11 protein-coding genes and 1 pseudogene are annotated in these 12756 nt (G+C 46.8%); 4 read left to right on the forward strand and 8 right to left on the reverse strand.

Annotated elements, in window-relative coordinates; all coding sequences use genetic code 11:
* Positions 1–44: 44 nt before the first annotated feature.
* The 4 genes and pseudogenes from uvrA to BN1080_RS08700 form a co-directional block, all read right to left on the reverse strand.
* Positions 45–761 (reverse strand): annotated as a pseudogene (gene uvrA, locus BN1080_RS08690) (ABC-ATPase UvrA); the annotation flags it as partial.
* 79 nt (positions 762–840) lie between these two features.
* Positions 841–999 carry a hypothetical protein gene (locus BN1080_RS17210; protein ID WP_199876603.1) on the reverse strand — a complete coding sequence of 53 codons (159 nt, stop codon included), beginning with the start codon at positions 997–999 and terminating at the stop codon, positions 841–843.
* Between the two features lie 116 nt (positions 1000–1115).
* Positions 1116–1517 (reverse strand): hypothetical protein, encoded by a 402-nt coding sequence (locus tag BN1080_RS08695; RefSeq protein WP_052651679.1) that lies wholly within the window; start codon positions 1515–1517, stop codon positions 1116–1118.
* Between the two features lie 776 nt (positions 1518–2293).
* On the reverse strand, positions 2294–2842 hold the full coding sequence (locus tag BN1080_RS08700; RefSeq protein ID WP_052651680.1) for a hypothetical protein: 549 nt from the start codon (positions 2840–2842) through the stop codon (positions 2294–2296).
* 296 nt (positions 2843–3138) lie between these two features.
* On the opposite strand from BN1080_RS08700, the gene BN1080_RS08705 reads away from it, so the two are divergent.
* The 4 genes from BN1080_RS08705 to BN1080_RS08720 all read left to right on the forward strand — a co-directional run bounded on the left by BN1080_RS08705 (position 3139) and on the right by BN1080_RS08720 (position 8077).
* Positions 3139–4059 (forward strand): iron-hydroxamate ABC transporter substrate-binding protein, encoded by a 921-nt coding sequence (locus BN1080_RS08705; protein ID WP_052654501.1) that lies wholly within the window; start codon positions 3139–3141, stop codon positions 4057–4059.
* Between the two features lie 166 nt (positions 4060–4225).
* On the forward strand, positions 4226–5875 hold the full coding sequence (locus BN1080_RS08710; protein WP_052651681.1) for an ATP-binding protein: 1650 nt from the start codon (positions 4226–4228) through the stop codon (positions 5873–5875).
* A complete protein-coding gene (locus BN1080_RS08715) occupies positions 5872–6582 on the forward strand; it encodes a response regulator (RefSeq protein ID WP_052651682.1) in 711 nt (236 codons plus the stop codon). Before BN1080_RS08710 ends, BN1080_RS08715 begins: the two co-directional genes overlap by 4 nt.
* A 175-nt stretch (positions 6583–6757) precedes the next feature.
* Complete coding sequence (locus BN1080_RS08720) at positions 6758–8077, forward strand: CitMHS family transporter (protein ID WP_052651683.1); 1320 nt, start codon at positions 6758–6760, stop codon at positions 8075–8077.
* A 55-nt stretch (positions 8078–8132) separates the two neighbouring features.
* Here BN1080_RS08720 and arsC read toward each other — a convergent pair whose 3' ends face one another.
* From arsC to BN1080_RS08740, 4 genes are all read right to left on the reverse strand, one after another.
* Entirely contained in the window at positions 8133–8552 is a 420-nt protein-coding gene (gene arsC / locus BN1080_RS08725; protein ID WP_052651684.1) for an arsenate reductase (thioredoxin), read from the reverse strand.
* Positions 8553–8588: 36 nt separating this feature from the next.
* Positions 8589–10025 (reverse strand): DHA2 family efflux MFS transporter permease subunit, encoded by a 1437-nt coding sequence (locus BN1080_RS08730; protein WP_052651685.1) that lies wholly within the window; start codon positions 10023–10025, stop codon positions 8589–8591.
* Positions 10026–10321: 296 nt separating this feature from the next.
* On the reverse strand, positions 10322–10948 hold the full coding sequence (locus BN1080_RS08735) for an HAD family hydrolase (protein ID WP_110925611.1): 627 nt from the start codon (positions 10946–10948) through the stop codon (positions 10322–10324).
* A gap of 57 nt (positions 10949–11005) precedes the next feature.
* A complete protein-coding gene (locus BN1080_RS08740) occupies positions 11006–12601 on the reverse strand; it encodes a long-chain-fatty-acid--CoA ligase (protein WP_052651686.1) in 1596 nt (531 codons plus the stop codon).
* Between the last annotated feature and the right edge of the window lie 155 nt (positions 12602–12756).

The raw sequence follows: 12756 nt of genomic DNA on the forward strand, positions 1-12756 counted from the left end.
TAATTACTTGCTTTTTTAGCATTTTTGCGCTGCATCTGTACCCGTTAAACGGTTAAAAAATTTCCAGTAAATGAAGCGGGATTTGCCGCGATTTGCACCGGCGTACCGGTGGCAACGATGTCCCCGCCCGCTTCGCCTCCTTCCGGCCCTATATCGATGACCCAATCGGATTCTTGGATCATTTCCGTATTGTGCTCGACAATGATCACCGTATGGCCAGCATCGACGAGTTTATTCAACAGCACCAGCAATTGCTTGACGTCATTCGGATGGAGGCCTGACGACGGCTCATCCAGAATATAAAGCGTCGGACCTTTCGCCGGCTTGTTCAGCTCTTTTGCGAGTTTCAAGCGCTGTCCTTCGCCTCCTGACAACGTCGTTAGCGTCTGTTCCCATTGGAGATAGCCGAGGCCGACTTCCAGCAACAGCTCGATCGTAGAAACGATCTTCCTCTGTCCTTGAAACAGCGGCAAGCTTTCTTGGATGCTGAGATCCAAAATATCGGAAATCGACAGCCCCTGATAGTGCACAGCCAGCACTTCTTCATTGAACCGCTTACCGGGACATACGGGACAGACAACTTCGAGGTCCGGCAAGAAATGCATATTGATGAACACGTAGCCGAGCCCTTGGCAATGTTCGCAGCGTCCGCCTTCGGTATTAAAAGAGAAATGTTTTGCTGTTAACTGCCGTTCTTTCGCTTGCGGCAGACGGGCATATAAATTTCGGAGCATCGTGTAAACATCGGTATAGGTTGCAATCTACCATAAAAAAACGGTCGAAAAAACCCCGAACCATGGCGGCCGAGGCTTTCGAAGATTATATGCTTGCTACTTCCTGTTACTGTGCGACTTCCATATTAGAAAACGCAGCGTCTTTTTTTGATTTCCGCTTTTCTTCTTTGTATTTCTTGTATCCGGCGATATGATTCAAGTAAAGTTCCAGGTAGTTGATTGCGTTTTCTTCCATCTCGATTGTTTCTTTTTGAATGATTGTCATGTTCATTTCCCCCTTGTAATGGTCAGTCATTGACTAGAATGAATACTGAATTTCCGTGGCTGAGGCTAAAATGGACAAATTTATGAAACAAAAATCTGGAAACCCTAATGAGAAGATCAACTTGCCGCCTGCCCGTTCAATTGCTTGAGGGCTTGAGACAGCCGCTTGGCAAAGTCTTCGGGCGGCTCAGTGGTCGTCAGCTGAATGCAAGTCAGGCCCTGGGCTGCGGTTTGCACTTGCGAAAAATTCGTCGGAAACGGAATTGGGTGGCGCCAAAGCGCGGTGCTGAATGCCGAAAGCTCATCAGGCAGCAAGTAAACGCTTGCTTGGTTGGCCGCTTGAGCATCCTTGCTCAATTTATCAAGCGGAGCGATTTCAAGTGAACAAAGGAGCTGTTCTTTGCCCTGGAGGGTTCGCTTTGTTTGGAATCGGTAACGCCCCGCAAGAAACTCTCCCTCTGTTTCCAGCCATAAGCCGATTTTTTGAACTATTGCTTCTTCGAATGAGATGCACACCATATCGATCCTTCCTTCCTAAAAAACTGGAAAACCTTCTTTTTCGTTCTACTATATGAGACTGAATGGTCCTTTTGAAAATAACCACAAATTCAGAAAACTTAAATTAGTAAAAAAATATAAACATTCGAACTATATCTTTTAGCATATATTTGTCAGATTCCCTCTTTCTTTTTTCTTTATTTCGTTACCAACAGACTATAATATCCTATATCTTTTGTAAATACTTAATTTTACGGTATTTTTCTGTCGTCATCGTTTTCCTTAAAAATTGTTATTTTTTGATAGCTTTATGAATTATTAGATAATTCAAACTATTTTAAGATATATTTCATCCCTCTTTTTATCGGCTCTTATTATTAATGAGATCAAAATTTCAGGTTTAATAAATGAGATTCATCGACAGTAAAAAGAGCCATTTTACTGGACCGACTATTTCCCGAAGGCACGTGCCAAGCAGATGCGGTCAATTATCCCCTTTTATGGATTATGGAAAATAAAAGGAAATAGCTATACTCGGAAAGCAAAAAAATTTTTAAATTTTTTTCGTTTTTGGAGTTCCGGAACCGGGCATTTTACTCTATAGCGCTCCCTCTTATCGATTTCCAGCCATAAACCGCTTCTTCATATTTTTCTCCTGCGATCGTTTCGGCTTCCGTCGGAGTCTGTTGAGCAACGAAGTCTGAATGGTGATGCTCCTTCCTGAAAGGGTTTCTACTATATGAATAAAAGAAAGGGCAGAAAACATGTCTCTGCCCTTAAAAACGTATTGTTCGCCATCAATTGATCAGTTCCGTCATTTTTTCTTCATTCGCTGCATAAAACGCTTCAAAATCTTCTTCGTAATCTTTTGCGTTCTTCTTGTCGATATTTCCCGAAAGCGCGAGTTGATTAAACTCTTCCAAAAGCTGATGATAGCCGATCAGTTTCGCGTAAGATTTCTCCGTCAGCACGCCGTCTTTCGCATCGTCCATGATTTCCCGGATGCCGATCGGCAAGTAGAAATCAAATTGATCCTGCACTTTATAGAAGAATTCCATATTTGAAAAATAAACGAAGCCCGGGGCCGCTTTGAGATCGTTCGGCAAGCCGTATAGTCCGTCTGCTGCACCATAAGCAATGATTAAATCATCCGCAAGCGCTTCGGCATTTTGGGATTCCTTGTATTCTTCAATCCCGATCTGAAGCGCTTGCTCTACCGATGCATGCTGCAGTACATAATCTTTGATCACCGCTTTCTCCACTTGCCGATGCTGAGCTACCAGCAGAAAAGCCAGCGAAGCGACTAAGATCGCCAAAATTCCGCACGCCCATTTCCATTTAATCATTCCTTGTCCTCTTTTCTCATTTCACTTGAAATTGTAAAATTATCCCTTGGTGCTAGCGTACCATTCTTATCAGCTTTTCCACAATGCCCTTTCTTCCGATAGAAGAGCCCCTTTTCTCCATAACCGCATCGTTGGGAGCGAAAGTGAATCTTTACAGAGTTTGCTACAGGCAGCTTTAGCACCTTCTCCAATAAATTTAGGATTGACAGCCGCCCGCTTTCATTTTATGATTTAAAAGAATCTAATTGAAAATGATTATCATTTTCACGGATAACCGAAAGGGGAAAGAGAATAAGATGAAAAAGTTGATCTTGCCGTTTCTTTTCTTCCTGCTGCTTTTGCTTGCGGCATGCGGAAATACGGAAAACGAAGGGACTGCAGCGGAAGCTGACAAAGACTCGGAAAAAGATACCATTACCTATGAGTCGGAAACAGGCCCTGTTGAAGTGCCAAAAGAACCGCAGCGCATTATCGCATTGACGAATGCACCGAACGTCCTTGCACTCGAAGGCAATATCGTCGGAGTGGATGAATGGACCAATGCCAATCCCCTCTTTACCGATAAGCTGACAGACGCTGAAATTGTGACAGAAGACAACTTGGAAAAAATCCTTGAGTTGGAGCCCGATTTGATCATCGCAGGTTCCCATATGAAAAACTTGGACAAACTCGGCGAAATCGCACCGACTGTCGCTTTTACATGGGGCAAGCTCGATTACTTGGATCAGCAAGTGGAAATCGGCAAATTATTGAACAAAGAACAAGAAGCAACGGATTGGGTTGCGGACTTCCAAGAACGCGCGGCAGCTGCTGGCGATGAAATCCGTGCGGAAATCGGTGAAGACGCCACCGTATCGGTAATCGAAAGCGGCAATAAAGAATTTTATGTGTTCGGCGATAATTATGCGCGCGGCACGGAAATCCTGTATCAGGCCATGAAATTGAAAATGCCGGCCAAAGTTGAAGAATTGGCGCTTGAAGCAGGCGTGTACACGTTCTCTTCTGAAGTGCTTCCGGAATTCGCCGGAGACTATGTTATCTTCAGCAAAAACCCGGATGTCGACAACTCTTTCGTTGAAACCGATGTCTGGAAAAACATCCCCGCTGTGAAAAACGGCCAAGTGTTTGAAATCAACACGAAAGCTTCCACTTACAGCGATCCGATCACATTAGAAACGCTTTTAACTTTCTTTGAGGAATCATTTTTAGGAAACTAAGCGAAAACGCCCATGGATGACAGCACTCGCCACCGAGTGCCGCTGTCCCGGGGCGTTTTTTCTTTTCTATTGAAGAGCGACGAAATTTTCTTCCCTCCTGCACCTCTCCTCAGGACGCATCTATGCTATTATGGCAAAAGCCGCTATTTAGGAAGGAGACAGTCGAATGATTCACTTTCCCAAAAATGAAAACCAAAAACGGACAGAAACACCGAAAAACCGGTGGAATTTAAAGATGAAAATGGTCTTGTTAATCGGCTTTCTGATTATAACCGTGGTTGCAGTCACTGGCGTATTCCTTAATTATTTCGTCACCGATACTTTAAAAGGCCAGCTCGGGGAACAGGCGCTTGCGTTAGCAGAAAGCGTTGCCCTCAATCCGGAAATTGCAGAAGCATTTCATGAACCAGATCCAGCCTTCGTTATCCAACCGCTCATCTCCCCTCTCCAAAAAGCGACCGATGCCGAATTTATCGTGGTCGGCAATAGGGAGGAAATCCGCTATTCCCATCCGGCACCTGAAAAAATCGGCCAAAAGATGGTCGGAGAAGACAACGAACAGGCGCTAGTATTCGGCAATTCTTACGTATCGGAAGCAACGGGATCGCTCGGCAGTTCGTTGCGCGCCAAAGTCCCGATTTATGAAGAAGGCGACATTATCGGTGTCGTGTCCGTCGGTTTTCTGGCAACGGACATCCAAACTCTCATCAAAGCTTACAATCAGGAGCTCTGGCTCATGCTTTTGCTGATTGCTGCAGCCGGTTTTTTGGCTGCAATCGGCATCGCATCTTATATTAAACGGCTGTTACACGGGCTAGAACCGGAAGAAATCGCCCATCTTTTATTCCAAAAAGAAACGATCCTGCAATCGACCCATGAAGGCATCATTGCGGTGGACGCAACGGGCCGCATCACACTGCTCAATCAAATGGCTAAACGTTTGCTGTTTGGCGGCAACGGGCCGGCAGAAAAGCTGATCGGTGAGCCGATTGCCAAGGCCTTTCCCGACTCTGAGCTGCCGGACATTTTGAAATCTGCTGAAAGCCGCTTTGACAAAGAGCGCATGTACGGCAGGACGTCCGTTTATGTCAACTCTGGACCGATTTATGTAGAAGGTGAACTGGTCGGTGCCGTTTCCACTTTCCGCTATAAGACCGAAATTGATAAATTGACGAAAGAACTTTCTCGAGTCACCCAGTATGCTCAGGCATTGCGGGCTCAGACCCATGAATTCTCAAACAAACTATATACCATTTCCGGACTCCTCCATTTAAATAAAAAAGAAGAAGTCCTGGAATTTCTTCAACTGGAGCGCCATACCCAGCAGGAATGGACCCGCTATTTGGTGGATAAAGTGCGGGATCCATTGATCAGCGGCTTGTTGCTCGGAAAATTCCACCAGGCAAACGAACAGCATGTAGCCATCACCATTGAACCGGAAAGCAGATTAATAGCAGAACTGACCGCACCTCAACAACAGGCCATTCTAACAGCGCTTGGCAGCCTTTTAGACAATGCATTGGAAGCCGTAAGAACGGCCCCGTCCCACATCAGGCAAATTTCGTTGTACTTTACGGACGTCGGCGAGGACCTCCTATTCGAAATCGACGATTCCGGATCCGGCCTGGCAGACGCTGATGCTGGACGGTTATTTGACAAAGGCTATTCTATCAAAATGGGCAGGGACCGAGGCTATGGCCTCTACACCGCTCACCGCTTAGTCGAAACAGCAGGCGGCGATTTGCATTTAGAAGAAAGCGAACTCGGCGGAACCTGTTTTGTTATTTCATTACCGAAAGAGGCGAATCAAAGATGAAACCCACTATACAAGTATTAATCATTGAAGACGATTTCCGTGTAGCGAACATTAACCAGGAATTGGTGAATCAAATCGAAGGCTTCCACGCAGAGGCGATCGCGAAAACGGGCGATGAAGCAATCGCTTTTCTAGAACAGGCGGAACCCTTGCCGGATCTTGTGTTGCTGGACGTTTTCATACCGGACCGCTCGGGGCTTAACCTGTTCTGGGAAATCCGCAGTGCGTATCGCGGAGTCGATATTATCATGCTGTCTGCAGCAACGGATGCCAAAACGATCGAAGAAACAGTGCGCGGCGGCATTTCCGATTATTTGATCAAACCTGTGGATTTTGTCCGTTTTCAAGAAAGCCTGCTCCGCTATAAAGACCAAAAAACGTTCTTCTCGTCAAAAGTGGATTTGGAACAAAGCGACATTGACCGCCTCATCGGCCGCCAGCACATTGGGGTTATTAAGGAAGACATGCATCAAGGCGACTTGCCAAAAGGGATTGATGCTTTGACATTATCAGATGTCCTTGAGGTTCTAAACACCTCCCCGGCCCCTGGCGTGAATGCAATGGAAACAGGCCAAGCAGTCGGGGTCAGCCGTTCGACTGCACGCCGCTACCTCGAGCATCTTGTGTCGACGGGAGATGCGAAAGCTCAATTGAATTACGGAGAAATCGGCCGACCCGAACGCCGGTACATTCCGTGGACAGAATGAACAAAATGAGCGAAACGCGCTTTAATTGCCTTAATTGAATAATCTTATTTTTCAAACCCCTCTGTGCTAAGTTTATTTCTAACATCTTTAGCAGAGGGGTTTTTCTAAATGTTTAAATTGTATGCGTTTTCATTTACCCTTCCATTTACTTCTTTATATAACAGGAGGAATTATCATGTTAAGTATTATCGGCTTATTGACCATCGCTATTATTGTTGGCTTACTGATCAGCAATAAAATTACACCCATTGTGGCATTGGTGCTCGTACCGATTGTCGCGGCATTTGTTGCCGGTTTCGGATTTGCAGAGATTGGAGATTTCTTTAACAGCGGGATCGAATCCGTGATGAGCGTCGTCATCATGTTCATCTTCGCTATCCTCTTTTTCGGCCTAATGCAAGATGTCGGCTTATTCGATCCATTAATCAATAAAATGATCGCTTTATCTCGCGGGAATATTATCGCAGTCGCAGTCGGAACTGTGCTGATCGCCGCTGTCGCCCAGCTTGATGGCTCCGGCGCCTCCACGTTCCTGATTACGATCCCTGCCTTGTTGCCCCTTTATAAGCGCTTAAAAATGAACCCTTATTTATTGCTTTTGCTCGTCGGGACCTCAGCGAGCATTATGAATATGTTGCCATGGGCTGGGCCGCTTGGCCGGACGGCAGCTGTTCTCGGAGTGGACGTTACAGAATTATGGCGTCCGTTGATTAAAGTACAAGTGATCGGCATTTTGCTATTGATCGGACTCGCTGTATTCCTTGCGATCCGCGAAAAGCGTTTAATTGCAAAACGCGGTGATATTAATGAAGAACTTTTCAAAGAAAGAGATGCGCCAATCAATCGCGCAGAAGAAGCGAATAGAAAAACTGCCTCTTTGCGCCGGCCGAAATTGCTATGGGTGAATGCCGCTCTTGCACTTGCCATCATCGGCATTTTGGTCTGGGGCATTGTGCCTGCCGGTTTTGCTTTCATGATCGGCGTCAGCTTGGCCTTGCCGCTTAACTATCCGAACATGAAGGAACAGATGGAACGGATCAAAGCGCATGCGCCCAATGCGTTGCTCATGGCAGCAATTATACTAGCTGCCGGCTCGTTTCTTGGGATTTTAAATGGCACGTTGATGCTGGATTCATTAGCTACAGATTTAGTAAAAATACTGCCGGCATTTGTCCTGCCTTATCTTCATCTGATCATTGGATTTTTCGGGGTTCCTTTTGATTTATTGCTTAGTACAGATGCCTACTACTTCGCCCTATTGCCGATTGTTGAACAAGTGGCGTCAGGCGCAGGAGTTTCCTCGCTGTCTACTGCGTATGCGATGATCATCGGCAACATCATCGGTACCTTCGTCAGCCCGTTTTCTCCGGCACTGTGGCTTGCTCTCGGCCTCGCCGGACTGGAAATGGGCCGCCACATCCGCTATTCGCTCTTGATCATGTGGGGTTTCAGTATTGTGCTGCTCGCTATTTCAGTAATGATTGGCGTCATTTGAACAGAAAAAATACCGCTTCCCAAAATCGGGAGCGGTATTTTTAATTGCTATTCATTCAATTGCCGGTCCGGCTAAATTCACGGATCCGTTCGCCGATTGCATCGCGGACCCTTTGGAAAACCTGCCATTTTTCTTCTTCTGTGCCTTCCGCTTTTGCCGGATCTTCAAATCCCCAATGAGCGCGTTTTACATGGGGCGGAGTTACCGGGCATTTATCTGTTGCGTCGCCGCATAAAGTAACCACAAAATCAGCGTGATTAAGAATATCCAGATCAATTCTATCCGATGTTTGAGCAGAAATGTCAATTCCGACTTCCTTCATCGCTTTGACTGCATTTGGATTCAAGCCGTGCGCTTCGATTCCCGCACTTAGCACTTGCCAATCCTCGCCAAGAATTTCTTTCCCCCAGCCTTCAGCTATCTGGCTGCGGCAAGAATTGCCTGTACACAAGAAATACAAAGTTCTTTTTGCCATAGCGAAAACTCCCTTCAAAAACAAATGGTTCTGCCCTCACTCTTTTGCAGTGAGCGGGGATTTGATAAAGAACGAAATGACCAAGCCGACAGCTGCTAAAATCAAGCCGAAGGTGAAGGCATTTTGAATGCCGGCTGTCAACGAAGCGGCAATGGCCGATGGATCTGCGGGTTCAGCCGCATTTTGCAGGAAACTCTCCTGCGATGTGGACATGATCGTAATCGCGACAGCCGTTCCGATGGCACCGGAGACTTGCTGCAGCGTATTCATCAGCGCGGTACCGTCCGGATACAGGTTTCTCGGCAATTGGTTCAAGCCATTCGTTTGGGCAGGCATCATGACCATGGAAATGCCGATAAATAAGAACGTATGCAAGACGATGATCCAGTAAAGGGACGTTTCAGTGGTGACATTCGTAAATTGCCAAAGCATGATGATCATAAGGATGAATCCTGGTATCACAAGCCCGCGCGGCCCGTATTTATCAAACAAGCGGCCCGTAACGGGAGACATCAATGCATTTAAAAGCCCGCCAGGTAAAAGCACAAGCCCTGCGACGATAGCGGCTAAGCCAAGCCCCGTCTGCAAGTAAAGCGGCAGCAGGATGCTGGTTGAGAGAATCACCATGAAAGCGATAAACACGCTGAGCAAGCCCAGTGTGAACATCGGAAACTTAAAGACACGCATGTTGATCATCGGCTGCTTCATTTTCAGTTGGCGCACAACGAACAGGAAAAGAGCGATGATGCCGACGAGTAACGTCGAGACAACGATCGCACTTCCCCAGCCTTCTTCTCCGGCACTGCTGAAGCCGTAGACGATGCCGCCAAACCCGATCGTCGAAAGCACGATGGAAACTCCATCAATTTTTGGTTTTGTGATTTCGGATACGTTTTGCATGAAGACGATCCCAAAAACCAATGCAAACACTAAGAACGGCAAAGAAATCCAGAAAATCCAGTGCCAATTCAAGTTTTCAATCAATAATCCGGAAATCGTCGGCCCGATTGCAGGCGCCGATACGATGACCAGCCCCATCAAGCCCATAATCGCTCCGCGGCGATTGACAGGATAGATGACAAGAATCGTATTGAACATCAACGGCAGCAGCAAACCGGTGCCGACGGCTTGAATGACGCGGGCAATCATTAAGATTTCAAAACTGGGTGCAAGAGCTGCAAGCAGTGTCCCGCCGATCGAGAAGCCAAGCGCCGCCATAAAAAGTTTGCGTGTTGTAAACCATTGCAGCAGCAAACCCGACACTGGCACGAGAATGCCGAGCGTCAAAAGGTAGCCGGTCGTCAGCCATTGGACAGTGGCTGAGTTGATATTGAAATGCATCATCAAATCCCCTAATGCCATATTTAAAGCCGTTTCACTGAAAAGCCCGATAAAGCCGGCAATCAGGAAAGAAATGAGGATGGGGGTGGTTCTGAAAATAGGTTGTTTCGGTAAAGCGGTTGTTTCGGCCATGAATGAGTTCCTCCAATAATCGTAAATCTACATGTTTCGGTTTGGACAATGCAGGATGGCCGCTTGGTGTGCGAAAGATGATTACTTGACCCAGCAATTTTCAAAAGGGGTCTGCCTCCCCCTTTTTATCGTCGTCCGGCCAACCAAGTGCCTTTCTGTATTTCTTCTATAACCGCCAAGGGGATTCTGCAGCCCGTTTTTTTCTCCTTTGTCCATACTACCTCATTCAGGGCAAACAAAAAAGAAGGGCTGTGAATGTAAGCCCTTCCTTTCTTAAAAACTGGAGATGCGAGAGATCAAGCGAGCTCTGCGACTTCAAGCAGGTGTTCAAAACGGTCAATTTTTTGCTCGAAGCTTTCTACTTCGCCAAAGCCATACGCAGCATAGACAAATGGAATGCCGGCATACTCAGCCGCTTGCTGATCGCCTTTTGTATCGCCTACATAAATTGGATCCTTCAGCCCGTTCCGCTCCATCAGCAGCTGAATGTTTTCACCTTTCGTCAACCCTGTTCTTCCCGGATTTTCAAAATCCTTAAAATACTCCTCCATCTCATGGAAAGCGAGAAAAGCTTCAATATAGCCTTCTTGGCAATTGCTGACGATGTAGAGCGGATACTTTTCCGCGAGCTGGCCGATAATTTCCTTCACCTCGGGGTAAAGCACCCCTCCGCTTTTCTTCAAATAAACGCATTCAATTTCCCCGCACGTCTGGATCAACTCATTCCTCGCCGCCTCATCGTATTGCGGAAACAGTTTCTTCATGATGTCCGGCATTTGAAGGCCCATCGTCGATTTTAAATCTTCGACCGTGATCGGCTCAGCGTCCAGCTTGTTTTGCTCGATTGCGGCGTTCCATGCAGCAGCGACGGTTTTCCGGGAATCCCATAACGTTCCATCTAAATCAAATATGATGCTATCCACTGGCGTCCTTCCTTTCTTTCTCAAACAAAAACGGAAGCAGTTTGCTTCGTTCAATGATCAATTTACTTTTTTCGAGCTGTTCCAATACATTTCCCGCAGCCGGAACTTTTGCAGTTTTCCTGTCGCGGTTTTCGGCAGTGCTTCAACAAACTCAATCGATTTCGGCGCTTTAAAGTGCGCCATTTTCGAACGCGTATAGTCGATGATTTCTTGTTCCGTTACCGTTGCTCCCGGCTGCAGCACAATAATGGCTTTTGGCACTTCGCCCCATTTTTCATCCGGCACGGCAATGGCGGCGACTTCCATCACATCGGCATGCTGGTAAAGCACGCCCTCGATTTCAGTAGACGAGATATTCTCGCCGCCTGAAATGATCATGTCCTTGATCCGGTCCTGGATCTCGATATAGCCATCTGGATAAGTAACGGCTAAATCGCCTGTATAAAACCAGCCATCTTTGATCGCTTCCGCTGTTTTTTCAGGATCCTTGTAGTAGCCGCTCATAACGACGTTGCCGCGTGTGATGATTTCGCCGAGTTCTTTGCCGTTCCAGGCCACTTCACGGCCATCTTCTTGATTGACCACTTTCGTTTCTCCGTTGAAGGCCAGTTCAATTCCTTGCCGCGCTTTTATTTCTGCCTGTTCTTCCGGCGTTTTGCTGTCAAACTCCTTTTTCCATTCACAATAAAGGATGAACGGAGACGTCTCCGTTAACCCGTAGACATGCATCATGTTCAAGCCGAGAATCTGCTGGGCTTTTGCAATCAATGCGGCAGCAGGTGGAGCCCCGGCTGTCGCCATACGCGGATTGGTGGTGATTTTCACTTGTTTTGCCTTCGGTTCATTGACAAGCATGTTCACCACGGTCGGAGCCCCGCAAAGAAGCGAAATGCGGTGTTTTTCAAAAAGCTCGAGGATGAGCGGAGGATCCACTTTCCGAAGGCACACGTGCGTCCCGCCGGCAGCTGTCAATGCCCAGATCCCGCCCCAGCCATTGGCATGAAACATCGGCAAGGTGTGCAAATAGACATCATCATGGGTGACATTCAGATGATGCAGAAAGTTTGCCGCATTTAAATAATTGCTGCGGTGCGTCAGCATCACGCCTTTAGGGTTTGAAGTCGTGCCGCTTGTGTAGTTTAACGTCATCATCTGATTTTCGTCGATCTCGACTTCAGGCAATTGCCCTTCGCTTCCGGCTGAAGCAATAAACGATTCATACGTTTCTCCCTCAATGCTTGAGCCATGTCCGTCCACTTCGACGACAATATATTTTTCAATTGGCAATTCTTTTTGGATAGTTTCAATGATTTTCCCGAATTCGGCATCGACGATCAACATCCGTGCATCGCTATGGCGAATGATGTATTCCAAGTCTTTAGCAGTCAGGCGGTAATTCAGCGGAACCATGACCGCACCCAGCTGGCAAATGCCATAGAAGCTTTCCAGCATATAGTGGGTATTCGGCAGCATGACCGCTACATGGTCGCCCTTCTGGATGCCCGCATTATGTAGGGCTAGAGACAATTGATCGGTGCGCTTTCCAAATTCCCGGTATGTAAACGACTTTTCTTCATCAATGACCGCCGTCTTGTCAGGATAGTACTTGATCGCACGGCGTTTCCAATCGAGCGGTGTTAAAGGTGCAAACATAAGATACGTTCCTCCCTTATATCCAAAGATTTTGCCACTGCAATAGATCAAGTATATTTCTGTGCAGAAAGAGTGTCAAATGAATCGTCGGAATTCACCGACAATTAGAGGAGGGGCCATTCGGTCCTGTTGTATGATTGTATTTTGTTTACATA

The organism is Planococcus massiliensis, assembly GCF_000821325.1.
GTDB lineage: Bacteria > Bacillota > Bacilli > Bacillales_A > Planococcaceae > Planococcus > Planococcus ruber.